This is a genomic window from Nonomuraea maritima (assembly GCF_900100395.1).
GTDB lineage: Bacteria > Actinomycetota > Actinomycetes > Streptosporangiales > Streptosporangiaceae > Nonomuraea > Nonomuraea maritima.
The window spans coordinates 184,247-209,497 of record NZ_FNFB01000009.1 but is presented as its reverse complement, the minus strand read 5'-3'; the positions used below and the strand labels follow the sequence as shown (position 1 = coordinate 209,497).

General features: G+C 73.9%; 13 protein-coding genes and 1 pseudogene. 7 read left to right on the top strand and 7 right to left on the bottom strand.

The window, feature by feature from the left end; translation table 11 throughout:
• Positions 1-5 precede the first annotated feature (5 nt).
• From BLR04_RS17895 to BLR04_RS17880, 4 genes are read left to right on the top strand one after another with little or no spacing between them, the layout of a single operon-like run.
• Positions 6-3,092, top strand: coding sequence for a non-ribosomal peptide synthetase (locus tag BLR04_RS17895; RefSeq protein ID WP_090766070.1), 3,087 nt, complete (start codon positions 6-8; stop codon positions 3,090-3,092).
• A complete protein-coding gene (locus BLR04_RS17890; protein WP_090766067.1) occupies positions 3,089-9,574 on the top strand; it encodes a non-ribosomal peptide synthetase in 6,486 nt (2,161 codons plus the stop codon). The genes BLR04_RS17895 and BLR04_RS17890 overlap by 4 nt, the downstream gene beginning before the upstream one ends.
• Entirely contained in the window at positions 9,574-13,449 is a 3,876-nt protein-coding gene (locus tag BLR04_RS17885; protein ID WP_090766064.1) for a non-ribosomal peptide synthetase, read from the top strand. Before BLR04_RS17890 ends, BLR04_RS17885 begins: the two co-directional genes overlap by 1 nt.
• Positions 13,427-14,695: an MFS transporter gene (locus BLR04_RS17880; protein WP_090766058.1), complete on the top strand. Its 1,269-nt coding sequence runs from the start codon at positions 13,427-13,429 to the stop codon at positions 14,693-14,695. Before BLR04_RS17885 ends, BLR04_RS17880 begins: the two co-directional genes overlap by 23 nt.
• 17 nt (positions 14,696-14,712) lie before the next feature.
• On the opposite strand, the gene BLR04_RS17875 is transcribed toward BLR04_RS17880, so the two are convergent.
• Positions 14,713-15,750: an LLM class F420-dependent oxidoreductase gene (locus tag BLR04_RS17875; protein ID WP_090766055.1), complete on the bottom strand. Its 1,038-nt coding sequence runs from the start codon at positions 15,748-15,750 to the stop codon at positions 14,713-14,715.
• A gap of 74 nt (positions 15,751-15,824) precedes the next feature.
• Between BLR04_RS17875 and BLR04_RS17870 the strand changes: the two genes are divergently transcribed.
• Genes BLR04_RS17870 through BLR04_RS17860 form a run of 3 tightly spaced genes read left to right on the top strand, consistent with a single transcriptional unit; the run spans position 15,825 to position 19,193 of the window.
• Entirely contained in the window at positions 15,825-17,369 is a 1,545-nt protein-coding gene (locus BLR04_RS17870; RefSeq protein ID WP_090766053.1) for an ABC transporter substrate-binding protein, read from the top strand.
• A 56-nt stretch (positions 17,370-17,425) separates the two neighbouring features.
• A complete protein-coding gene (locus tag BLR04_RS17865) occupies positions 17,426-18,355 on the top strand; it encodes an ABC transporter permease (RefSeq protein WP_090766050.1) in 930 nt (309 codons plus the stop codon).
• Positions 18,356-18,413: 58 nt separating this feature from the next.
• Positions 18,414-19,193 carry an ABC transporter permease gene (locus tag BLR04_RS17860; RefSeq protein ID WP_143022082.1) on the top strand — a complete coding sequence of 260 codons (780 nt, stop codon included), beginning with the start codon at positions 18,414-18,416 and terminating at the stop codon, positions 19,191-19,193.
• Here BLR04_RS17860 and BLR04_RS17855 read toward each other — a convergent pair.
• The 6 genes and pseudogenes from BLR04_RS17855 to BLR04_RS17835 all read right to left on the bottom strand — a co-directional run bounded on the left by BLR04_RS17855 (position 19,190) and on the right by BLR04_RS17835 (position 25,232).
• The gene (locus BLR04_RS17855; RefSeq protein WP_090766044.1) at positions 19,190-19,615 is read right to left on the bottom strand and encodes a nucleoside deaminase; all 426 of its coding nucleotides are present in this window, start codon (positions 19,613-19,615) and stop codon (positions 19,190-19,192) included. The two genes, BLR04_RS17860 and BLR04_RS17855, sit on opposite strands and share 4 nt — an antisense overlap.
• Before the next feature lie 98 nt (positions 19,616-19,713).
• Positions 19,714-20,550 (bottom strand): LLM class flavin-dependent oxidoreductase, encoded by an 837-nt coding sequence (locus tag BLR04_RS17850; protein ID WP_090766041.1) that lies wholly within the window; start codon positions 20,548-20,550, stop codon positions 19,714-19,716.
• A gap of 73 nt (positions 20,551-20,623) precedes the next feature.
• On the bottom strand, positions 20,624-21,166 hold the full coding sequence (locus BLR04_RS17845) for a flavin reductase family protein (protein ID WP_090766038.1): 543 nt from the start codon (positions 21,164-21,166) through the stop codon (positions 20,624-20,626).
• Positions 21,167-21,630: 464 nt separating this feature from the next.
• A complete protein-coding gene (locus BLR04_RS17840; RefSeq protein ID WP_425413441.1) occupies positions 21,631-23,394 on the bottom strand; it encodes a dipeptide ABC transporter ATP-binding protein in 1,764 nt (587 codons plus the stop codon).
• A gap of 45 nt (positions 23,395-23,439) precedes the next feature.
• A pseudogene (locus BLR04_RS41805) lies at positions 23,440-24,243 on the bottom strand (ABC transporter permease); the annotation flags it as partial.
• Positions 24,240-25,232, bottom strand: a complete 993-nt coding sequence (locus tag BLR04_RS17835; protein ID WP_245740311.1) for an ABC transporter permease — start codon at positions 25,230-25,232, stop codon at positions 24,240-24,242. The pseudogene BLR04_RS41805 and the gene BLR04_RS17835, both read right to left, overlap by 4 nt.
• Positions 25,233-25,251: the final 19 nt, after the last annotated feature.

The window sequence follows — 25,251 nt, the reverse complement described above, 5'->3', positions numbered from 1 at the left end:
CCACGGTGACCGGCACGTACGCCCTGCCCGCCTCGTACGCCCAGGAACGCCTGTGGTTCCTGACGAGGCTCGACCCCGACACGCCCGCCTACCACGTCAACGCCGTGATCGACCTGCCCGAGGGAGACGATCAGGACCGGTGGGAGCGGATCCTGCGCGAGCTGGTCCGGCGGCACGAGACGCTGCGCACCGGCCTGGCGGTCGAGGACGGGAACCTCGTCCAGGTCGTCCAGGTGGAGCTGCCGGTCACCCTGCCGAGGACCGACCTGCGCGACCTGCCGCCGGAGCGGGCCGAGCAGGAGTTCCGCGCGCTGGCGGCGGACACGGCGCGGCGGCCGTTCGCGCTGGAGCGGGCGCCGCTGTGGCGCGCCCACCTGGTGCTGATGCCGGACGGCGGGCACCGGATGGTGCTCGTCGTGCACCACGCCGTGTTCGACGCCCGCTCGGGCACCATCTTCAGCACCGAGCTGCGGGAGCTGTACGCCGCGTTCGACGAGGGCCGCCCGCCGCGGCTGCCCGAGCTGCCCGTCCAGTACGCCGACTACGCCGCCTGGCAGCGCGAGCACCTCGCCCAGGGGACGCTCGCCGCCCAGCTCGGCCACTGGCGGGAGCGGCTCGCCGGGCTGCCACCTGACGCCGGGCTGCCCACGGACCGGCCGCGCCCTGCGGTCCGCGGCCACGCCGGGGCCGAGCACCACGTGTCGCTGCCCGCCGCCCTGGTCGACGCGCTGGAGGCGCTGGGCAGGCGGCGTGGGGCGACGCTGTTCATGGTGCTGCTGGCCGGGCTCAAGGCGCTGCTCACCCGGTACGGCGGGCAGCGCGACATCGCCGTGGGCACGCCGGTCGCCGGGCGGGAGCGGCCCGAGTTCGAGCCGCTGATCGGCATGTTCGTCAACACGCTGGTGCTGCGCACCGACCTGGGCGGCGACCCGTCGTTCCTGGAGCTGCTCGAGCGGGTGCGGGAGACGGTGCTGGACGCGCTCGACCACGCCGAGGTCCCGTTCGACCGGCTGGTCGAGGCGCTGCAGCCGGTACGCGACCCCGGACGGACGCCGCTCTTCCAGGTGGGCTTCAACCTGCTGCCGATGGACCGGCGCGCCCAGTTCCCGAACGGCACCGCGCAGCTCGACCTCAACGTTGACGTCGTCAGGACGGCCGGCGGCGCCGACGTCTACCTCGAGTACAGCACCGAGCTGTTCGACGCCGACACCGTGGCCCGCCTGGGCGAGGCGTACCGGCTGGTGCTCGAGGCCGCGGTCGCGGACCCCGCGACGCGGCTGGCGCGGCTGCCGCTGATGACCCCGGCGCAGCGGCACGAGCTGCTGACCCGCTGGAACGACACGGCCGCGCCGTACCCGGAGCGGGCGCTGCACGAGCTCGTCGCCGAGCAGGCGGCCCGCCGCCCCGGCGCGGTCGCGGTGCGCGGCCCGGACGGCGCCGAGCTCACCTACGCCGGCCTGGACGCCCGCGCGGGGGCGCTCGCCGGGCGGCTCGTCGCGGCCGGCGTGGAGCCCGAGTCGTGCGTGGCGCTGTGCCTGCCCCGTGGCGTGGACCAGGTCGTGGCGCTGCTCGCGGTGCTGAAAGCGGGTGCGTGCTACCTGCCGCTCGACCCGGCGTACCCGGCGGAGCGGCTCGCGTACCTGCTGGCCGACTCCGGGGCCGTCCTGCTGCTGACCGGCTCTTCCTTACGGGACCTGCTGCCCCAGGAACGGCCGCCCGAGCTGCTGCTGGACCGGCTGCCCGGCGACGGCCCCGCCCTGGCGCCGCCGCCGGTGGGGCCCGGCCACCTGGCGTACCTGATCTACACCTCCGGCTCGACCGGGCGTCCCAAGGGGGTGCAGGTGCCGCACCGGGGCGTGGTGAACCTGGTCACCGACGTGATCCGGCGGCTGGGCGGCGGCGACGCGCTCTACATGACCTCGCTGTCGTTCGACATCGCGGCCCTGGAGATCTTCACGCCCCTGCTGTCGGGCGGCGCGGTCGTGATCGCTCCCGAGGACGCCGCCCGTACCCCCAAGGAGATCAGGCGGGTCGCGCGGGACGTGGACCTGGTGCAGCTGACCCCGTCGGTGGCGGGGCTCGCGGTGGAGCACCTGCCCGCCGGGCTGCCGCGCGCCATCCTCGGCGGCGAGCCGCTGCCCCTGGAGCTCGCCGCCCGCCTGCTCAAGGTCACCGGCGAGCTGTGGAACTTCTACGGCCCTACGGAGACGACGATCTGGTCGACCGCGTACCGGGTGCCGCGCTCGGCCGTCGTGATGCTGATCGGCGACCCGGTGGCGAACACGACCGCGTACGTCGTGGACCGCGACCTGCGGCCGGTGCCGGTGGGCGTGCCCGGTGAGCTGCTCATCGGCGGCGCGGGCGTGGCCCGCGGCTACCACCGCCGCCCGGCGCTGACGGCCGAGCGCTTCGTGCCCGACCCCTTCGGCCGGGGACGGCTCTACCGCACCGGCGACCTGGTGCGCCGGCGCGCGGACGGGACGCTCGACTACCTCGGCCGCCTCGACGACCAGGTCAAGGTCCGCGGCGTCCGCGTCGAGCCGGACGAGGTGGCCGCCGTGCTCGGCGAGCACCCCTCGGTCGAGCGGGCCGTGGTCGCCGTCCGCGACGACGCCCCTGGCGGGCGCGGACTGGTCGCGTACGTACTCGGCGACGTGCGGGAAGCCGAGCTCAGGAGCTTTCTGCGGGCCCGGCTGCCGGAGGCGATGGTGCCCGCCGCGTTCGTCGCCGTCGCCGGGTTCCCTGTGCTGCCCAGCGGCAAGCTCGACCGGGGCGCGCTGCCGCCGCCGCAGGCGGGCCCGGTGAGCGCCGCGCACGTCCCGCCGCGCACGCCGATGGAGGAGACGCTGGCAGCCATCTGGGCCGACCTGCTCGGCCGGGACCGGGTGGGGGTGACGGACGACTTCTTCGCCCTGGGCGGGCATTCCCTGCTGCTGGTGCGGCTGGTCGGCCGGATCGGCGACGAGTTCGGCGTCGAGCTGCCGCTGCGCCGCTGCTTCGACGCCGCGACCGTGGAGGAGCAGGCGCTGGCCGTGCTGGAGGCGAGCCTGACGGACGCCGACCTGCTGGAACTGCTGGAGGAGGAGCGTTGAGCGGCCTCGACGGAGTGCGGGCGCGGCTGGCCAGGCTCAGCCCGGAACAGCGCGCCGCGCTGGAGGCGCGTGTCGCCCGCGCGCGGCCCGGCCGGACGGAGCCGGATGCCGTGCCCTTCCCCCGCCGCGCCGACCAGGACGGGCCCGTGCCGCTGTCGGACGCGCAGCGCCGCCTGTTCGTCGTGGACCAGCTCGATCCGGGCAACCCCGCCTACACGCTGTCGTGGGCGTACCGGATCGTCGGCGACCTGGACGTGGCCGCCCTTGTCAGGGCCTTCGACGGGCTCGTGGACCGGCATCCGGTGCTCGGGTACGTGGTCGACGTCCGCGACGGCCGGCCCTGCCAGGCGCCCGGCCGTTCCCGCCCCACACTCATCGTGGAGTCGATGCCGCCCGCCGAGGCGGACGCCGCCGCGCACGCCGAGGCGCGCTTCCCCTTCGACCTGTCCACCGGCCCCCTCACCCGCGCCCGCCTGCTACGGGTGACGCCCGACGCTGAGTATCGGCTGATCCTGACGGTGCATCACATCCTGGCCGACCGATGGTCGGTGGCGATCCTGTTCGAGGACCTCTTCCGGCTCTACGCCGGCGAGCCGTTGCCGCCGCCGCCCGTCACGTACGCCGACTACGCCGCCTGGCAGCAGGACCGGCCCCGCTCCGAGGACGACCTGGCCTACTGGCGCAAGGCGCTCGACGGCATGCCCGACGTGCTCGACCTGCCCGCGGACCGGCCGCGTCCGCCCGTCGCGTCGAACCGGGGCCACCGCCTGGTGTTCGACCTCGACGGGACGCTCGCCGCCGGGGTGCGGGACGTGGCCGCCGGGCTGCGGGCGACCCCGTTCATGGTGCTCGTCGCCGCGCTGCAGGCGCTGCTCGCCCGCTACACCGGGCAGCCGGACGTCCCGATCGGTACGCCGATGTCCGCCAGGCCGCACCCCGCGCTGGACCGCACCGTCGGCCTGTTCCTCAACACGGTGGTGCTGCGCGGCGACCTGTCAGGCGACCCGCCGTTCGCCGAGCTCGTCCGGCGCGCCAGGGAGCGGACGCTGGCCGCGTTCGACCACGCGGGACTGCCGTTCGAGACGCTGGTGGACGAGCTGACGACCGGACGCGACCTGTCGCGCAACCCGCTCTTCCAGGTGATGCTCGCCTTCCAGAACACCCCGGCGCTGCCGGACGCCCCGGGCGGTCTGCGCCTCGAACGCCTGGACGTGCGTCCCGGCACCGCCATGTTCGACCTTGACCTCATCGTCGAGGAACGCCCCGACGGGTCGCTGCTGTGCGTGCTCGACCACGCCACCGACCTGTTCGACGACGACCGCGCGCACCGGCTGGCCGCGCACCTGCGCACCCTGCTCGGCGCCGCCGTCACCGACCCCGGTCTGCGGCTGTCGGAGCTGCCGCTCATGGACGAGGCGGAGCTGCGGCTCGTCCTGCGGACCTGGAACGACACCGCGGTCCCCGTCCCTGAGCGGGGCGTCCACCACCTGGTCGCCGAGCAGGCCGCCCGCACCCCGTCGGCGACGGCGGTCGAGGGCGGGAACGGCTCGTCCCTGACGTACGCCGAGCTGGAGGCGCGCGCGAACCACCTCGCCGCCGTGCTCCGAGACCTGTCCGTGGGCCGGGAGAGCCGGGTCGCGGTCTGCCTCCCCCGCGAGCCGGACCTGGTGGCCGCGCTCCTCGCGGTACTCAAGTCCGGCGCCTGCTACGTCCCTCTGGACCCCGGCTACCCTGCCCACCGCCTGCAGCAGATCCTCACCGACTCGGGCGCGACCCTGGTCATCACGGTGAGCTCACTGCGCGACCACCTCCCGGCCGACACCCGCCAACTCCTCTTGGACGGCCCGGCCGAGGCCCGTGGAAGCGACGAGGGCGCCGATGGGTCGGAGGCTGGGTTTCATCTCGATCAGGCCGCGTACCTCATTTACACCTCCGGCTCCACCGGGCGGGCGAAGGGGGTGGTGGTGCCGCATCGGGGGCTGGTGAGTCTGCTGCGTGACGTGCGTGAGCGGCCGGGGCTCGTGGCGGGTGACCGGTTCCTGTTCCTGACGTCGGTGTCGTTCGACATCGCCATGATCGAGCTGTTCGGGCCGCTGACCACCGGCGGCACGGTGGTGCAGGCCTCGTCCACCGCGGTCGAACGGGTCCACGACCTGATCCGCGACGGCGGGCTGCACACCGTCCAGGCCACCCCGTCCATGCTGGAGGGGCTGCTGCCCGCGCTGGCCCACCGCGTCCCCCGGGTGATCAGCACGGGCGAGGCGTTGCCGGGCCCGCTCGCCGCCCGCCTGCTGGAGGTCACCGACGAGCTGTGGGACCTGTACGGCCCCACCGAGACCACCGTCTGGTCCACCAGGCGCCGCGTCACCGACGGCGAGGGCGGCTCGATCGGCTCGCCCGTCGCCAACACCGCCGCCTACGTCGTGGACCGCGACCTGCGGCCGGTGCCGGTGGGCGTGCCCGGCGAGCTGCTCGTCGGCGGCGCCGGGGTCACGCGCGGCTACCACGGCCGGCCCGCGCTGACCGCCGAGCGTTTCGTCCCCGACCCTTTCGGCCCGCCGGGCTCGCGTCTCTACCGCACGGGGGACCTCGTCCGGTGGCGGGCCGACGGCACGCTCGAGTACCTGGGCCGCCTCGACCACCAGGTCAAGATCCGCGGTGTCCGCATCGAGCTCGACGAGGTCGCCGCCGTCCTGGGCGAGCATCCCGGCGTCCGGCGCGCGGTCGTGGTCGTGCGGGACGACGCCCCCGGCGGCCGGGGACTGGTCGCGTACGTCGACGGCGACGCCCACCACGGCGACCTGCGCGCCCACCTGCTCGAGCGGCTGCCGGAGGCGATGGTCCCGTCCGCTTTCGTCGCCGTCGCCGCGTTCCCCGTGCTGCCCAGCGGCAAGCTCGACCGCGCCGCGCTGCCGCCGCCTCCCCTGCCCGCGGGTGCGGCGGCTCACCGGACCCCGCCGCGCACCGCCGCGGAACGCGTCCTGCACGCCGTCTGGAGCGAGCTCCTCGAGCGTGACGACTTCGGGGTGGACGACGACTTCTTCGTCCTCGGCGGGCACTCCCTGCTGGCCATGCGGCTGGTGGTCCGGCTCAGGGAGGCGTACGGCGCCGAGGTGTCGCTGCGCCGCTGCTTCGCCACCCCCACCATCGCGGGCCTCGCCCCGCTCCTCGAGGCCGTCCCCGGCGGCCCGGCGGCGGCGCAGCCGATCCCGCGCGCGCCCGGCGGCCGGGTGGCGCCCACGCACGCCCAGACCCGCCTGTGGTTCCTCGATCGTCTCGACCCCGGCAACCCCACCTACAACGTCGCCTGGGCGGAGCGGCTGACAGGACCGCTCGACGTGCCCGCGCTGACGGCCGCCTTCGACGACCTCGTGGACCGGCACGACGCCCTCCGCCTGGTCATCGCGGACACCGACGGCGATCCCTCCCTGCAACCCGGCCCACACCGGCCGCGCCTGGTCGTCCGCGCGGGCGCCGACGTCGGAGGGGACGAGGCGCGGCACCGGTTCGACCTCGCGGAGGGGCCGCTGATGCGGGCGGTTCTGGTGCGGCGGGGGGCGGAGGAGCACGAGCTCTATCTCACGTTGCACCACGTCATCGCCGACCGGTGGAGTCTGTCGATCCTGCTGCGCGACCTCATGGAGCTCTACCGGGCACGCGTCACCGCCACCCCGGCCGAACTGCCGCGCCTCGCCGCCGGTTTCCTCGACTTCGCCGCCTGGCATCGGGGCCGCGTCCACGAGCGGGACGCCGACCTCGCGTACTGGAAGGACGCGCTCGCCGATCTCCCGCCCGCCCTCGACCTGCCCGCGGACCGGCGCCGTCAGGGGCAGGCGAGCAGGGCCGGGCGGCGGCTGACGTTCCCGATCGACGCCCGAACGGTCGCGGCGGTGCGGGAGGTCGCGCTGGAACGGCAGGTGACGCCGTTCATGGTGCTGCTCGCCGCGTTCCAGGCGGTGCTGGCCCGGTACACGGGGCGCGCCGACGTCCCGGTGGGCACGCCGGTGTCGGGACGGGTCCACCCGGACGTGGAGGAGAGCGCCGGGCTGTTCCTGAACACGCTCGTACTGCGCGGCGACCTGTCGGGCGAGCCGACGTTCGCGGAGCTGCTGGCCCGTACCCGCGAACGCGTCGTGAGCGGTCACGACCACGCCGAGCTGCCGTTCGAGGTGCTGGTGCAGGAGCTGGCCGCGGAGCGCGACCTGTCGCGCAACCCGCTGTTCCAGGTGATGCTCGCCTACCAGAACGTGCCGCCCGCGCCGCCGGACGTCGCCGGGATCACGTTGCGCACCCTCGACGTCGACCCCGGGGTGGCGCAGGCGGACCTGCACCTGGTGGTCGAGGAGGCCGGTGACCGGCTCGTGGGCGTGCTGCACTACGCGACCGACCTGTTCGAGCACGACCGGATGGAGCGGTTCGCCGACCACTTCCGCGCGTTCCTGTCGGCCGCGGTGGCCGACCCCGAGCGGCCGGTACTCGACGTGCCGCTGCTCACCCCGGCCGAGCTGGACGTCGTGCGCCGGGCCAACGACACCGCCGGGCCGATCGCGGCGGCCACCCTGTCCGACCTGGTGGCCGAACAGGTCGCGCGGACCCCGTACGCGCCCGCGCTGGGCTTCGGGACGCCGGACGGTGACCGGGCCTGGCTCACCTACGAGGAGTTCGCCGCCCGGGTGAACCGGCTGGCCAGGCGGCTGCGCGCGCTCGGCGCGGGTCCTGGCGAGGTCGTCGGCGTCTGCCTGGAACGGGGCGCGGACCTCGTCATCGCCGTGCACGCGGTGGTCGCCGCCGGCGCGGCGTACCTGCCCCTGGAGCCGGACCACCCGGCGGCTCGCCTGGCGGGCATGATGGCCGACGCGAACTGCCGCCTCGCGATTTCCACCACCTCTCTCGCCCACCGCCTCGCCCCCGAAGGGGCCGAGGCGGGCAGGGCCGGCAGAGCCCCCGAGCCCGGCGGTTCGGGCGGGGTGAAGGAGGCGCGTGCCTCCGAGGGAGGCGAGAGGCATGGGGTTGCGCTCCTGCTGCTCGATCAGGATGCCGCCGCTGTCGCGGCCGAGGACGCCGTGCCGCTCGATGTCAGGACGCCTGCCGGCTCCCTCGCGTACGTGATCTTCACGTCGGGTTCCACGGGCCGGCCGAAGGGGGTCGGGGTCTCGCACCGGGCGATCGTGAACCGGCTGAGCTGGATGCAGGACGCCTTCCCGCTCACCGGCAAGGACCGGGTGCTGCACAAGACGCCGTTCTCGTTCGACGTGTCGGTGTGGGAGCTGTTCTGGCCGCTGATCACCGGCGCGGGCCTCGCGGTCGCCCGGCCGGGCGGGCACGCCGACCCCGCGTACCTGGCCGGCCTGATGGCGAGCGAGTCGGTCACCGTCGCGCACTTCGTGCCGTCCATGCTGGACGCCTTCCTCGACGAGCCGGGGCTGGGCGGCCGGCTCGCGGCACTCCGTACCGTGGTCTGCTCAGGCGAGGCGCTCGGCGCCGACCTGGTCGCACGGTTCGGCGCCACGCTGCCCGCGGCGGGCCTGCACAACCTGTACGGACCGACCGAGGCGGCCGTGGACGTGTCGTGGCACGCATGCCGGCCGGGAGAGACGGCGGTCCCGATCGGGCGGCCCGTCGCCAACACCCGGCTGGAGGTCCTCGACGACCGGATGAACCGCGTGCCCGTCGGCGTGCCAGGGAAGCTGTGGATCGGCGGCGTGCAACTGGCCCAGGGGTATGTGAACAGGCCGGGCCTGACGGCAGAACGCTTCGTCCCCGACCCGTACGGGCCGCCCGGCGGACGGCTGTACGACACCGGCGACCTGGCCCGCCGGCGGCCCGACGGCGAGCTGGAGTACCTGGGCCGTACCGACCACCAGGTCAAGATCCGCGGCATGCGGGTCGAGCTGGGCGAGATAGACGCGGCCCTGGCCCGCCTGCCGGGCGTCCGGGCGGCCGCCGTCCGCGCCGTCCAGGACGGCGCCGGGCACCGCCTCGCCGCGTACGTGGTCCCCACCGCGGACGCCGGACCGGCGGGCTGGGAGCGATCGTTGCGCGGGACGCTGCCCGACCACATGGTCCCGAGGACGTGGACCCTGCTGGAGGAGCTGCCGCTCAACCGCAGCGGCAAGCTCGACAGGAACGCGCTCCCCGACCCGGACGCGCCCCCGAGCGCCGGTCGCACGCCTGTCGAAGGCGCGGCCGAGCGGGCCGTCGCCGCCGCCTGGCAGGGCGTGCTCGGCCTGGAACGGGTCTGGGCCGAGGACAACTTCTTCGCCGTCGGCGGCGACTCCATCAGGAGTCTCAAGGTGGTCGCCCGCCTGCGCGAGGCCGGCTGGGCGGTGCGGCTGGAACAGCTGTTCCTCCACCAGACCGTCAGGGAGCTCGCCGCCCGGCTGCTCCCCGCGCCGGCGGCCGATCCCCCTGCGCCGCCGCAGGCCCCGTTCGGCCTGCTCAACCCCGAGGACCTGGCACGGATGCTGGAAGGCGAGGCGTGATGACCGTGACGAGGGGAGCCGCGCGGGGCCTGGAGGACGCCTATCCTCTGGCCGCGCTGCAGGCGGGAATGCTGTACCACAGCGCGTACGAGCCGGACACGGCCACCTACCACGACCTGACCACGATCACCGTGCGCGGCCGGTTCGACGCGAAGGCGTTCGAGGCGGCGCTGGCGGAGGTGACCGCGCGGCATCCCGTCCTGCGCACCTCGATCGACCTGACCGGGTTCAGCGAGCCGCTGCAGCTGGTGCACCGCTCGGCCGTGGTGCCGCTGGAGGTGACGGACCTGTCGGGCGAACCGGCGGCCTCCGACCTGCTGGCCGCGTGGTCGGAGGAGGAGAAGCGGCGTCCGTTCGACTGGGCGGAGCCGCCGCTCGCCCGCGCGCACGTACACGTGCTGGACGGCGAGCTGTTCGCGTTCAGCCTGAGCTTCCACCACGCCATCCTCGACGGGTGGAGCGTGGCGGCCCTGGTCACGGAGCTGTTCCAGCGCTACCACGGGCACCTGGCCGGTGACCCGCCGCCGCTCGCCCCGCCCGGGGCCGCCTTCCGCGAGCTGGTCGCCGCCGAGCGCGCGGCCGTGGCGTGCGCGGAGACCCGCGACTTCTGGCACGCCCTCGTGGCGGACGCCCCCGAGACCCGGCTGCCCCGCCTGCCTGGCGTCCACGGTGAGCAGGCCGCCGAGGTGCTGCGCCTGCCGCTGGAGGCGGACCTGCTGGAGCGGCTCGGCGGGACGGCGCGGACGCTGTCGGTGCCGCTGCGCACGCTGCTGCTGGCCGCCCACCTGCGGGCGCTCGCCCTGCTCACCGGCGAGGGCGAGGTGATGACCGGGCTGGTCACGCACAGCCGCCCGGAGAGCGAGGCGGGCGCGGAGGTGCTCGGCCTGTTCCTCAACACCGTGCCGCTGCGCCTCGACGTGCGCGCCCCGAGCTGGGCGGAGCTGGTGCGCAGGGTGTTCGAGGCGGAGGTGGCGCTGCTGCCGCACCGGAACTACCCGCTGTTCGAGATCCAGCGGGCCGCCGGGCGCTCACCGCTGCTGGACGTGCTGTTCGACTACCGCGACTTCCACGTGTACGGCGGCCTGCCCGGCGTCGAGATCGTCGGGCAGGAGTTCTTCGAGCAGACCGACGTGCCGTTCACGGCCGCGTTCACCCGCTCGCGAGAGCACGGCGGCTTCGACCTCACCCTCACCTACGACCGGTCGCAGTTCGCCGCCGAGCAGGTCGCGCGGATCGGCGAGCTCTACCTGACCGTGCTGCGCCAGGCGTGCGCCCCCGCCGGTGACCCGCGCCCGTCGCACCTCTACCTGGCCGCCGACGCCGCCGCCATCGACGGGTGGAACGCCACGGCCCGCCCGTACCCGGGCGTGGCGCTGCACGAGCTGATCGCCGAGCAGGCCGAGCGCACCCCCACCGCGCCCGCCGTCTGCTACGACGGGGTCTGGATCACCTACCGCGAGCTGGGCGCGCGCGCCGCCGCGGTCACCGCGCGGCTGGTGGCCGCGGGCACGGTGCCGGGCGACGTGGTGGGCGTCTGCCTGGAGCGCGGCGCCGACCTGCTGCCCGCACTGCTCGGCGTGCTCGGCGCGGGGGCGGCGTACCTGCCGCTGGAGCCGGACCTGCCGCCCGCGCGGCTCGCGTACATGATCGAGGAGGCGGGGGCGCGCACGGTGCTGACCGGCCCGGACGGCGCGGCGGCGCTGCCGGACGGCGTCGCCCTGGCCATCGACGGGCCCGTCACCGGACACCCCGACAAGCCGCGCACGCACCCCGACTCCCTCGCGTACGTGATCTTCACGTCGGGCTCGACCGGCCGGCCGAAGGGGGTCGGCGTCTCGCACCGGGCGATCGTGAACCGGCTGCTGTGGATGCAGGAGGCGTTCGGCCTGAGGCAGGACGAGCGCGTGCTGCACAAGACGCCGCTGTCGTTCGACGTGTCGGTGTGGGAGCTGTTCTGGCCGCTCATGGTCGGCGCCGGGCTGGTCGTCGCCGACCCCGGCGCCCACCGTGACAGCGCCCGCCTGGCCGCGCTGGCCACCGCCCACCGCGTCACCACCATGCATTTCGTTCCGTCCATGCTGGAGCTGTTCCTCGACGAGCCCGCCCTGCCGGAGTTGCGCCGCCTCGTCTGCTCCGGCGAGGCGCTCGGCGCCGAGCTCGCCGCCCGCTGCCACGACCGTCTTCCGCGCACCGAACTGCACAACCTGTACGGCCCCACGGAGGCGGCCGTGGACGTCACCTGGCATCCCTGCGCGCCGGGCGAGCCGCTGGTGCCCATCGGCAGGCCGGTCGCCAACACCCGTCTGGAGATCCTCGACGCCGACGGCCACCGGGTGCCCGTCGGGACGCCGGGCGAGCTCTGTCTGGGCGGCGTCCAGCTGGCCCGCGGCTACGTCAACCGGCCGGGCATGACCGCCGAGCGGTTCGTGCCCGACCCGTACGGTCCGCCCGGCACCCGCCTCTACCGCACCGGCGACGTGGCCCGCCGGCTGCCCGGCGGCGACGTCCAGTACCTCGGCAGGACCGACTTCCAGGTGAAGATCCGCGGCCGGCGGGTGGAGCTCGGCGAGATCGAGGCGCTGCTGCACGCGCATCCCGCCGTCCGCGCCGCGGTCGTGGCGCTGCGCGGCGCACGCCTCGTCGGGTACGTCGTCCCGCACGGCGACGACCTGCCCGACCTCGCGCCCGAGCTGCGCGCGCAGCTGCCCGACCACATGGTCCCGACCGCCTGGGTACGGCTCGACGCGCTGCCCGTCACCGCCAACGGCAAGCTCGACCGGGCCGCCCTGCCCGAGCCCGGCGACGCGGGACGGGCGCCGTACGTGCCGCCGCGCGACCCGTTCGAGGCCAGGCTGGGCACGCTGTGGGAGGACACGCTGGGCGTCGAGGCGGTCGGCGTGCACGACGACTTCTTCGCCCTCGGCGGCCACTCGCTGCTGGCGCTGCGCCTGACCATGCGGCTGCGCAAGGAGCTCGGCCGTGACGTGCCGCTCTCGACGGTCCTGACGGCGCCGACGATCGCGCGACTGGCCGCCGAACTGCGCCGGCCGCAGGACAACGACGGCGCGCCGCAGCGGATCGTGCCGCTGCGGCCGACCGGCGAGCGCGACCCGGTGTTCCTGTTCCACGCGCTCGGCGGCCAGGTGTTCCGCTACCTGCCGCTGACCCGCCACCTCGGCCCCGACCAGCCCGTCTACGCCGTCCAGGCGGCCGGCCTCGCTCCCGGCGAGGAGCCGCACGCCACGCTCGCCGAGATGGTCGACGACTACACCGGTCACCTGTTGAAGGTCCGGCCGCACGGCCCGTACGTCCTGGGCGGCTACTGCATCGGCGGGAACATCGCCCTGGAGACCGCCCGCCGGCTGCGCGAGCTGGGCGAGGAGGTGCCGCTCGTCGTGCTGTTCTACTCCGACGCGAACGAGCCGGTGCTGCGCGCGTCGCTGGAGGACGACGCCGTCCTGCTCACCCACGCCCTGGCCGGCGGCAAGGTGCAGGTCGACCTGGACGACCTGCACCGGATGAGCCCGGACGAGCGGCTGCTGGCCGTGATCGACGCCGCCGCCCGCGCCGACACCCTGCAGCCGGACACCGCCGACCTGCGCCAGGCCCGCCGCTTCGTCGAGGTCTTCCGCGCCAACGCGCACGCGGTCGGCCACTACCGGCACGCGCCCTACGACGGCGACGTCCTGCTGTTCTCCCCCGCCGCCGAGGGGGTGCCGCCCGACGACATGGGCTGGCGCGACGTCGTCACCGGCCGCCTGCGCATCTCGCCGATCCACGGCGAGCGTTTCACCGTCATGTACGAGCCCCGCGTCGCCCTGGCGGCCGCCGAGCTGAGGAGCAGCATCGACCATGGCCTCACCCCCCACGACTGAACCGGCGACCCTGTGGAGCAACCGCGACTTCCTCAAGCTGTGGAGCGGCGAGAGCCTGTCGCTGGTCGGCTCGCAGGTGACCGTGCTCGCCATGCCGGTCGTCGCCTACCTGTGGCTGAACGCCTCCGTCGCCGAGATGGGCGTGCTCGGCGCGCTGTCGCGGCTGCCCATGGTGCTGTTCTTCGTCGTCGGCGTCTGGGTGGACCAGATGCGACGCCGTCCCGTGCTCATCTGGAGCGACGTCATCCGGGCGTTCATGCTGGCGACCGTACCGCTGCTGTTCGTCATGGACCTGCTGACCCTGTGGTGGCTGTACGCGGTCGTGTTCGTGATGGGCGTCTTCGGAGTGCTGTTCGAGGTCGCCTACCGTTCGTACCTGCCGGTGCTGGTCGCCCCCGAGCAGCTCGGCGAGGGCAACAGCAAGCTGCAGCTCAGCGACTCGGTCTCCAAGGCGGTCGGCCCGAGCCTCGCCGGGCTGCTCATCGCGACCCGCTCGGCGCCGCTCGTCATCCTGGTGGACGCGGTCAGCTACGTGCTGTCGGCGCTGTGCCTCGTCTCGATCCGCAAGCGTGAGGAACCGCCGCCGCCCGACAGCGGCGGCTCCATGGTGGCGGCCGTCCGCGCGGGCTTCGGCTGGGTGATGGCGCACCCGGTCGTCCGCCCGCTCGCCATCGCCAGTGCCGTGTACTCCTTCTTCGACATCGGCATCCTGCAGACCCTCTACATCCCGTACGTCATCGACGGGGCCGGTGTGCCGGCCGGCTGGGTCGGGGCCGTGCTCGCGGTCGGCGGCGTCGGCGCGGTGGCCGGCGCGTGGTTGTCGGTACGGCTCATGAAGGGCGTGGGCCCGGGGCCGACGATGTTCTGGTCGACGGTGATCGGCAACAGCGCGCTCATCCTGGTGCCGCTGGCCGGCGGGCCGCTGTGGCTGGCGATCGGCGTGCTGGCCTTCTCGCAGCTGCTCGTCGGGCTGTGCACGCAGGTGTTCGTGGTGAACAACATCACCGTCCTGCAGTCGGCGACGCCGCGCGAGCTGGTCGGCAGGGTCATCGCGACCATCTGGGCGATGGGGCTGGTGCCGGCGCCGCTCGGTGCCCTGCTGGCCGGGCTGCTCGGCGAGGCCCTCGGCATGCGGCCGGTGGTGCTGGTGGCGGCGGTGATCGGCGCGGTCGTGCCGATGATCGTGCTGGCGCTCTCGCCGATCCCGAAGATGCGCGAGATGCCGCAGGCACCGTCCGCCGCGTGACCGGCTCAGGACGTGTGTCAGGCGTTGAGCTCGGCGAGCCAGCCGAGCTGCTCGGCGCGGTCGTCCACGGTGGGCGCGTTCAGGCCGACGATCAGCCTGGTCGCGCCCGCCTTGCGGTACGCCCCCAGCCGCTCGCGCACCTGCGCGGGCGTGCCGCACACCGTCAGCGCGTCGACCAGGGCGTCCGGCACCTCCTCCATGGCCTCGCCGAGGTCGCCGTCGAAGTAGGCGTCCTGGACGCGCGCCGCGGCGGGGCCGAAGCCGAGGCGGTGCGCCAGCCGGTTGTAGAAGTTGACGCCCCTGGTGCCCATGCCGCCCAGGTAGAGCGCCAGCATGGGCCGGACGAGGTCGCGCGCGTAGTCGGCGTCGTCGTCCACCATGGCCATCACCATGGGCGAGATCTCGACGCGGGAGGCGTCGCGCCCGGTGCGGGCGGCCCCGGCGCGCAGGTGCTCGGTCATCTCGGCGAGGTGCTCGGGCGGGAAGTGGATCGGCAGCCACCCGTCGGCGATCTCGCCGGCCAGCGCGACGGCCTTCGGCCCCATGGCCGCGAGGTGGACGGGCAGCGGCCGGCGCACCGGCGAGACCGTCATGCTCAGCGCCTTGCCGCGGCTCTCGGGCAGCGGCAGCACGATCTCGGGGCCGTCGTGCTCGACCGGCCTGCCCTCCAGCGCCGCACGGACCACGGCCACGTAGTCGCGCAGGTGCGCCAGCGGACGTTCGTACCGGCGGCCGTGCCAGCCCTCGGACACCTGCGGGCCGGACGCCCCCAGCCCGAGCAGGAACCGGCCGCCCGACACCCGGTCGACGGTGGTGGCGGCCATCGCCGCCGAGATCGCGGTGCGGCCCGACACCTGGAGCACGCCGCTGCCGAGGTTGATCCGCTCGGTACCGGCTGCCAGCCACGCCAGCGTGGTCGCCGGGTCGACGCCGTAGCCCTCCGACGCCCAGACGGAGTCGTACCCGAGCCGTTCCGCCTCGCGGACCAACGCCAGCTGGGCGCCATGGTCCGCCGCCGCGGGGCCGAGGGTGCCGATGCTGAATCCGAGCCGCACTGCCGCCTCCTCACGCCGATCTTGCTCCACTGTCCCCCAGAAGCCGTGGTAAGACCAGAGGTACGGAGAGCACCATGCTGAGACGAGTCCTGATCGCGTTGATGGCGGTCCTCGCACTGCTGCTGCAGGGGTGCGGCGGCCAGGAACCCTCAGGTCAGGGGCAGGAGGAACTCACGCTGGCGGCGCCGCGCGACCTCGTAGCGGGCCCGGACGACCCCTACTACCTGCACCAGACGCTCGGCGTGTGGGAGCCGCTCGTCACCGTGGACGAACGGCTGCGGCCGGTCCCTGCGCTGGCGACGTCGTGGAGCGCCGCCGAGCAGGGACGGCGGTGGACGTTCACGCTGCGCGAGGGCGTCCGGTTCAGCGACGGCACGCCGCTGACGGCCGAGGCGGTGGTCGCCAACGTCGAGCGGTTCCTGCGGATCGCGCCCCGCCCGTCGGCGTTCTTCAGCCTGGACGCGGGCATGGAGGCCGCCTACGGCAAGCCGGCCGGTGTGCGGGCCGAGGACGGCCGCGTGGTGTTCGAGCTGAAGGAGCCGGTGGCCGACCTGCCCGCCCGGCTGGCGGGCTTCTTCAGCATGGTGCAGTCGCCGCGGGCGTTCGACCCGTCGGGCGGCTTCGCCGGCAAGCCGGTGGGCACGGGGCCGTACACGCTGGTCGAGTGGGTGAAGGGGCAGCGGGCCGTGCTCGCGGCCAACCCGCACTACCGCGGCACGGCGCCCGCGTACGCGAAGGTCGTGGTCCGGGTGATCCCGGACGCCAACGCCCGGGTGGCCGCACTGCGCGCCGGCGAGGTGGACGGCCTCATCGACAAGGGCGCGCTGCTGCCCTCGCAGGTGCCGGCCATCGCCGCCGACGCGCGGTTCCGGGTGCTGCGCAGCCCGTCGGTGCTGACGCACTACCTGACCTTCAACGCCTCGCGGCGGCCGTTCTCCGACGCCCGCCTGCGCGAGGCCGCCGACCTGGCGATCGACCGCGAGGCCATCACCCGCACGCTGCTCGCGGGCACGGCCGCCCCGGGAGCGGGGTTCCTCTCGCCCGTCTTCGGCGACCTCGCCGACCCCGGAGCCGCGACGTACTCCCCGGAGCGGGCGCGCCGGCTCGTCGCCGAGGCCGGGCCGCCGTCCGCGCCCGCCACCATCCTCATCTCCTCCGCCGAGACCGGCCAGTTCCCGTACGCCGACATCGCCGAGGTGCTGCGCACGGCGCTGGAGCAGGCGGGCATCCCGGCGAAGGTCACCGTGGCCGAGGCCACCAAGGCGGTCATGGAGGCCGGCGACTACGACGTCTTCCTCAGCGCCTACAGCGTGCCGAACGCCGACCCCGACTACCTGTTCCGCCGGTTCCTGCGCTCCGACGCGGCGTGGAACGTCGAACGGCGGCTCGGCTACCGCAGCCCCGCGTTCGACCGGCTGATCGACCGAGCCGCGACCGAGACCGATCCGGCCGGACGGCGTGACCTCTACCACCGCGCCCAGCGGCTGCTCGCCGACGACCGTCCGATGATCCCGCTGGCCTACCAGGACAACCCCGTCGTGACGACCGCCCAGGTCGCCGGAGCGGCGCAGAACGTGGCGTACGTGGTCGACCTGGGCAGGCTGGCGCCCGCGACGTGAACAACCGTCCCACCACGACGCAGCGCGCAACTGCTCCTCACACTGCCGACCACGACATGACCACCGTCCTGCTGCGGCGCGGTGCGGAGTTGCTGTTCGCGCTGCTGGCGCTGTCGCTGCTGGTGTTTCTGCTCACCGCGCTCGCGCCGGGTGACCCGGCCGAGGAGCTCCTGCGGCGGGGCGGCGTTCAGCCGTCGCCGGAGAGCGTGGCGGCGCTGCGCGCCGAGCTCGGCCTCGACCGGCCGCTGTTCGCCCGCTACCTCGGCTGGCTGGGCGACGTGCTGCGCGGCGACCTCGGCCGCTCCTACGCCGACCGGTCGCCGGTCGCGGCGGAGATCGCGCGGAGGCTCCCCGCGACGCTGCACCTGGCCGGGGTGGCGGCGCTGGTCGCGGCCGGGCTCGCCGTGCTCGTCTCGCTCGCCACCGCGCTCCGCCCGCGCTCGCGGCTCGCGCGGGCGGTCGCGCTGGCGGCGGTCGCGGTCTCCGGTGTCCCGCCGTACGTGGTGGGGATCCTGCTGATCAGCCTGGTCGCCGTCGCCCTGCGCGCGTTGCCGACGGGCGGCGCCGACGGGCCGGGCGCGGTGGTGCTGCCCGCCGTCACCCTGGGCCTCGCGGGCGCCGCCACCCTGTTGCGGCTGCTGCGGGCCGACCTCGGACATGCCGTACGGACGCCGTTCGTCCGGCTCGCCACCGCCAAGGGGCTGCGGCGACGGCGCGTGGTCGTCGTGCACGCGCTGCGCGTGGCCGCGCCGAACGCGGTCACGGCTGCCGGGGTGATGCTCGCCGAACTCGTGACCGGCGCGGTCGTGGTGGAGACGCTGTTCTCCTGGCCGGGCGTGGGACAGCTCGCCGTGACGGCGATCCGGCAGCGGGACCTGCCGGTGGTGCAGGCGTACGTGCTGGTCACCGCGACGGCCGCCGTGCTGGCCCTGGCGCTGGCCGAACTCTGCGTGGCCGCCTGCGATCCCCGGGCGAGGCGCAGATGAGGGGGCCGATGGGGAACCGTGCTGGAGTGGCGGCGTGCGATCCCCGGGCGAGGCGCCGATGAGGGGGCGTGCCGGGGTCGTGCTGCTCGTCGCGGTGGGCCTGGCCTGCCTGGTCGTCCCGCTCGTGTCACCGTACGATCCGCACCTGCCGGACCTGCGGCGCGCGTTGCTGCCGCCGGACCCCGAGCACTGGCTCGGAACCGACCAGCTCGGGCGCGACCTGCTCACCAGGACCGCCGCGGCCGGGCGCACGTCGCTGCTGGTCGCCCTGGCGGTCACCACGCTCACCACGGCGGTCGGCGCGGTGTCCGGGGCGGTGGCGGGCCTGGCCGGCGGGGTGGCCGAGCGGCTGCTGCGGCTCTCCGCCACCGTGGCGCTCGCCCTGCCGGGCCTCACGCTCGCGCTCGCGCTGGCGGGCGTGCTGTCTCCCGGGTACGGTACCGTCCTGACCGCGCTCGTGCCGCTCGGCTGGGTGAACTGCGCGCTCGTCACGCGCACGGCCACCCGTCAGGCGGCCTCGGCCGACCACGTCCTCGCCGCACGGGCCATCGGCGCGTCGATGCCGCACCTGCTCCGGCGGGCCATCGGACCGCACGTCGCCGGGGCCGTGCTGACCGTCGCCACCGCCGACCTCAGCCGGACGTTGATCGCCGTGACGTCGCTCAGCTTCCTCGGCGTCGGGCTCCCGCCCCCGCAGACCGACTGGGGCGGCATGGTGAGCGAGGCCACGGCCCTGCTGGTGACCGCGCCCCGCCTCGCGGTCGTGCCCGCGCTGGCCCTGGCGGTGACCGGCGTCGCCCTCGCCGTCGTGGTCGACGCCCGCCGGCCAGGCCCCTAGGTGTAGTAGCCCTCCACGGGGACGCGGGCCTCGTCGAGGAGGGCCGGGCCGTCCTGGCGGAAGGACGACGGGGCGGGCGGCGGCTTGAGCGCGGCGAGCTGGTCATTGGACAGGGCGAAGACGACCCGGCCCAGCCCTGAGCGTTCGATGGCGCCCGCGCACATGCCGCACGGCTGGCAGCTCGTGTACATCACGGTGGCGGCGGCGATCGCCGGGGCGAGTTCCCTGGCGGCCCAGCGGGCGAGCTTCAGCTCGGGGTGGGCGGTGATGTCCGCGTCGGTCAGGGACGTGTTGCGCTCCTCGGCGAGCACGTCACCGTCCGGCCCGACCAGCAGCGACCCGAACGGCGGGTTCCCGCCCGCCCGTGCCGCGGCCGCCAGCTCGATCGCCCTGCGGAGGAACTTCTCGTCGTCCGGCGTCATGGGGTTCTCCGTCCTGAGAGGGTGGAGCGCGAAGGGGTGGAGGACGTGCGGCCTGAGAGTGCACGGCTCAAGAAGTAGGCAGCTCGGAGGTGGGCGGCTCAGAGGTGGGCGGTGGCCAGGGTTTCGAGCATGCTCCATGCGCGCTCAGGGTGGCGGGTCTCGTCGGGGTCGCCCTGGTAGGGGTCGAGGAGGACCGTCTGGGCGCCCATGCGGCGCAGCCGTTCCATGTCGTCCATGACCTGGTCGAGGGTGCCCTCGCCGGCGCGGCGGTCCTCGCCTGTCACGGGGGTGTCGGTGATCCGCAGCAGGACGCGCGGCACCAGCTCGGGCGCCGGACGTCCAAGACGCTCCGCGACGGCGGCCAGCCGCTCCGTCCGCTCCTCCAGCCACGGGAGGGTGAAGCGCAGCGGGTGCCACGCGTCGCCGAGGAGCACCGCCCTGCGCAGGGCGGCGTCGCTGCCGCCACCCACCCAGATCGGGATGTTCCCGGCGCGGTAGTCGTCCTCGTCCTGCCAGGCCCGGCGCATCACGGTCAGGTGCTCGTCGGTGAGCGCGCCGCGCCGCTCGTACGGCACACCGAGCGCCTCGAACTCCTGCCGCGCCCAGCCCACCCCCACGCCGAGCACCAGCCGCCCGCCGCTGAGCTGCTGCAGGTTGGCCGCCATCCGGGCGGTGAGCAGCGGATTCCGGTACGGCACGATGAGCACCGTGGTGCCGAGCCTGACCCTCGTGGTGATCGCGGCGAGCCAGGACAGCGTGGTGAAGGGCTCGTAGAACGGCGCCGGATACTGCTCGGCGACGTCGGGCGTGATCACGACATGGTCGGAGACCATGAGCAGGTCGAACCCGAGCCCCTCCACCGTCTCCGCCCACCCGCGCAACACGTCGGGCCGCGTACCAGGCCCGAAGTTCGGAACGTTGACGCCTAGTTTCACCGCTTCAGCCTACGCAGGTGATCCACCCGAGCGAAAGGAATGACGATCCCATGCAACCCGGGCAGGCGGCTCATCAGCTTCTCCCGTCGGGGTGGGCGAGGAAGCGGCCGAAGCGGCCCTGGTGGTAGAGGAGCGGACGGCCGGGGTGGTGCACGCCGGCGTCGGTGACCAGGCCGACGACGAGCAGGTGGTCGCCGACCACGGCCGTCTCGTACGGCAGGCAGACGAGGTGCGCCGAGACGTCGTCCAGCAGCGGCGCGCCCAGCGGGCCCGGCCGCCAGCGGGTCGGCGGGGCGAAGCGGTCGACGCCCTTGCGGGCGAAGCGGGCGGCGAGGTCGGCCTGGTCACTGGCGAGAATGTTGACCGCGAAGTGGTCGGCGGCGCTCAGCTGGGGCCAGGTGGTCGAGGCGCGGTCGACGTAGAAGGAGACGAGGGGCGGTTCGAGGCTGACCGAGGAGAAGGAGGTGGCGGTGAGCCCGGCGGGGGTGCCGCCGCTCTGCGCGGTGATGACCACGACGCCGCTGGCGTGCACGGCGAGGGTCTTCCTGAACCGGTCGGCCGCCACGGCCGTGCCGGGAAGGTCGCCGGTCGTCCGGTCGGCGAGGGTGTCGGTCATGCGGGCGTCCCCGTCCCGCCAGGCCGGCCGGAGGTCACTGAAAGCTCGTTCACGAGAGCTCCTCACGGAGTGAAGGCATGCCCCGCGGCGCCCCGGCCGTCGGGCCGAGGGGCGCGATGCGAGCGAAAGGCGCAGGCGGCTTCGGCCACGCCGGATGCGGGAAAGTGGTGGTGGGCCGGCCGGCCCGCGGCTACGGGTCCGTGATCAGCGACACTGGGCGCTGGCGACGTGGCAGAAGTCCACGTGGGAGCGCTTGGTCAAGAGGAAACCCTGGCTCATGGGTACGACGCTAGGTCGCGAATCCAGACAAGTCAATATTTCCTACTTGTTTTACGGAAAAAGGGGCGGACGCGCCTGGGTCGCCGACCTGTCCGTCCCGCCTCGTGTCCAGGATTCCCGTGTGGCATGCGACCACCCACCTGTTTTCGGATTTTCCCTACCAGAAGACAAGGAATCCGGTGCCGTCAAGAGGTGGACACGCCGTCCTGGGCGAAATGGCAGGCCACGAGATGGCCGGGCCGGCGCTCCTCGTGCGCGGGCGGCACGGTCTCGCACCGCTGCCGGTCGCCGGCCCCCAGCGCGGCGTACACCGGGCACCTGCCACGGAACGCGCAACCCTGGTGGCGTTCGAACGGGCTCGGCGGGTCGCCCGGCAGCAGCAGGTGCTCGCGGGTCCGCTCGACGGCCGGGTCGGGGATCGGCACGGCCGAGATGAGCGCCCGGGTGTAGGGGTGCAGGGGCTCGCCCAGCACCGTCGCGGTGTCGCCCGTCTCCACGGTCCTGCCGAGGTACATCACGCTCACCCGGTCGGAGATCTGCCGCACCACGGCCAGATCGTGCGAGACGAACAGGTAGGCGAGGCCGAGCTCGTCGCGGAGCCGTACGAGCAGGTCGAGGATGCCCGCCTGCACGGTGACGTCCAGCGCGGAGACCGGCTCGTCGAGCACGACCAGCTTGGGCCGCACCGACAGCGCGCGGGCGATGCCGATGCGCTGCCGCTGACCGCCGGAGAACTGGTGCGGGAACCTGCTCGCGTGCTCGGCCTGCAGCCCGACCTGTCCGAACAGTTCAGGTACGCCGTCGACGGGCAGGCCCCTCGCGCGCAGCGGCTCGGCGATGATCTCGCCCACGGTCATCCGGGGGTCGAGGCTCGACATCGGGTCCTGGAAGACGACCTGCGCGTCCTCCGCGACGCCAGGCATCCGCATGATCTCGAACAGCGTGGTGGTCTTGCCCGATCCCGACTCGCCCACCAGTCCGAGCGTCTCGCCCGGCCTGACGGCGAGGTCCACGCCGCTCACGGCGTAGACCGTCCCGACCCTGCGCTTGAACGCCGACCCGCGCGTCAGCGGGAACGTCTTGGTCAGGCCGGTCACCTCGACCAGCGGCGCGCCCCGCGCCGGCTCGCGCGGCTCGACGACCGCGTCCAGCCGCGGCACCGCCGCCAGCAGATCCTTGGTGTACGGCTCCTTCGGCCGGGCGAACACCTCCTCGACCGTGCCCTCCTCGACCACCACGCCCTTGTTCATGACCGCCACCCGGTCGGCGATCCCGGCGATCACGCCGAGGTCGTGGCTCACCAGCACCATGGCCGCGCCCGTCTCGCGCTGCGCCTTGCGCAGCAGGTCGAGCACCTGGGCCTGGACCGTGACGTCGAGCGCGGTGGTGGGCTCGTCGGCGAGGATCACGTCGGGGTCGTTGGCGATGGCCATGGCGATCATCGCGCGCTGGCGCATGCCGCCGGAGAACTCGTGCGGGTACGACTCGGCCCGCCGCTCGGGCTCGGGGATGCCGACCGACCTGAGCAGCTCGACCGCCCTGGCGTGGGCCTCCTCCCGGCTCAGGTCGGTGTGCGCCCGCAGAGCCTCGGCGATCTGGACGCCGATGCGGTAGACGGGGGTGAACGCCGACAGCGGGTCCTGGAAGACCATGGCAACCCTGGCGCCGCGGACCTCCATGAGGGTGCGTACACCGGCGCCGATCAGTTCGGTGTCGCCGAGCCGTACCGACCCCTCGACGGTGGCGGTGGCGGGCAGCAGGCCCATCGCGGCCAGCGCCGTCACCGACTTGCCAGAACCGGACTCGCCCACGACGCCGAGCACCTCGCCGCGCCGCAGGTCCCAGCTCACCGAGTCGACGGCGACGGCGTCGCCGAAGCGGACCGAGAGGTCGCGGACGCTGAGCACCACGTCGGCGGGGGGCGCCTCCGCGCGCGGCAGCGCCGTCACCGTGCCCCGCTTGGGGCGGGCGGCCTCGCTGGTGGGGTCCAGCGCGTCGCGCAGGCCGTCGCCGACGAGGCTGACCGCGAGCACGAACACGATGAGCAGCCCGGCGGCGAAGTAGAACATCCACGGGTAGCCGATCGCGGCCTCGGTGCCGTCGGCGATGAGCGTGCCCAGGGACACGTCGGGCGGCTGGACGCCGAACCCGAAGTAGGAGAGCGCGGTCTCGCTCATCACCGCGCCGCCCACCGCGATGGTGGTGTCGATGATGAGGAACGACGCGACGTTGGGCAGGATGTGCCGGGCGATGATCCGCGACCTGCGCACGCCCATGAGCTCGGCGGCGCGGACGAAGTCGCGCTCCTTCAGCGACAGCGTCATCGACCTGACGATCCTGGCGCTGATCATCCAGCCGAGGACACCGAGGAGCAGCGCGAAGACCAGCCAGCCCGCTCCCTTGAGCCGGGTGGAGACCATCGAGATGACCAGGAACCCGGGAAAGATCAGCAGCAGGTCGATGCAGAAGCGCAGCACCCGGTCGGTCCAGCCGCCGAGATACCCGGCCGCGGCGCCCGCCAGCGAGGCGAGCACGGTGGAGAACAGCGCGACGACCAGGCCGATGATGAGCGACTTGCGCAGCCCGTACGTGGTCTGCGCGAAGACGTCCTGGCCGATCCTGTTGGTCCCCCACCAGTGGGCCGCCGAGGGTGCCGACCTGATGGACAGGTAGTCGACCTGGGTGGGCGTCCAGGGGCTGATCACCGGGCCGAGGAAGCCCAGCAGGAACAGCAGCACGATGACCAGGGCGCCGATCAGGACACCCTTGGAGGAGACGAAACGGCGAAACGTGATCATGCGTTGCGCACCCGGGGGTCGAGGACGGCGAGCAGGACGTCGGCCACGAAGCCCGACAGCAGGATGACGACGGCGGCGAAGAGGTTGACGGCGACCACGGAGTTCACGTCGTTGCGGTTGACGGCGTTCATGAACCAGTCGCCCATGCCGTGCCAGCCGAAGATCCGTTCGGTGAACGCGGCGCCCGTGAAGATGCCGAGGAAGCCGAAGGCGAAGAACGTGGTCATCGGCACGAGCGCGGTGCGCAGGCCGTGCCTCAGCATGGCCGTCCTCGGGTGGATGCCCTTGGCCAGGGCGGTGCGCAGGTAGTCGGAGGCCAGCACGTCGAGCATGGTGGCGCGCTGGTAGCGGCTGTAGGCGGCGATGGTGCCGAGCGCGATCGACAGCGTCGGCAGCAGCAGGTGGGCGGCCCGGTCGCCGAGGTGGACGAGGAACCCGCCCTGCAGGCCCGGCGTCGTCTCGCCGGTGAAGTCGATGAGATGGACCACGTTGTCGTTCAACCAGGTGGTGCCGATCTTCAGCAGCGTCGCCAGGAGGAACACCGGCGTCGACAGCAGCACGAACGACACGACGGTGACGGCCCGGTCGGAGAAGCGGTACTGCCTGATCGCCCCCCACGCGCCCGCCAGCACGCCGACCACGGTCCCGACGAGCGTGCCGAGGATCAGCAGCCGCAGGCTCACCCCGATGCGGCGGCCGAACTCGTCGTTGACCGATGTGTCGTCGATCGTCCGGCCGAGGTCGCCGGTGACGGCGTGACCTGCCCAGGTGCCGAATCGTTCGAGGAAGGGGACCTTGTCGTTGATGCCGAGTTCGGTGAGCTGCGCGTCGACCATCGCGGCGGGCGGCTGCGGGCGTCTGCCCTCGAAATAGGCGCGGGGGTTCATGCTCGCCGTCGCCAGGGCGTACGAGATGAACACCGCTGTGAGCAGCAGCACGACGTAGTACCCCGCTCGTCGGCCGAGGTAGCCCAGCAAAGAATCCTCCAATTTGGCGCGCTAAGGTGGC

What these genes read in the sequence shown, in the direction of transcription:
- BLR04_RS17865 (WP_090766050.1), top strand. Translation starts at nt 17,426, where the DNA reads ATGACCACCGTCCTGCTGCGGCGCGGTGCGGAGTTGCTGTTCGCGCTG.
- BLR04_RS17870 (WP_090766053.1), top strand. Translation starts at nt 15,825, where the DNA reads ATGCTGAGACGAGTCCTGATCGCGTTGATGGCGGTCCTCGCACTGCTG.
- BLR04_RS17880 (WP_090766058.1), top strand. Translation starts at nt 13,427, where the DNA reads ATGGCCTCACCCCCCACGACTGAACCGGCGACCCTGTGGAGCAACCGC.
- BLR04_RS17885 (WP_090766064.1), top strand. Translation starts at nt 9,574, where the DNA reads ATGACCGTGACGAGGGGAGCCGCGCGGGGCCTGGAGGACGCCTATCCT.
- BLR04_RS17855 (WP_090766044.1), bottom strand. Translation starts at nt 19,615, where the DNA reads ATGACGCCGGACGACGAGAAGTTCCTCCGCAGGGCGATCGAGCTGGCG.
- BLR04_RS17860 (WP_143022082.1), top strand. Translation starts at nt 18,414, where the DNA reads ATGAGGGGGCGTGCCGGGGTCGTGCTGCTCGTCGCGGTGGGCCTGGCC.
- BLR04_RS17845 (WP_090766038.1), bottom strand. Translation starts at nt 21,166, where the DNA reads ATGACCGACACCCTCGCCGACCGGACGACCGGCGACCTTCCCGGCACG.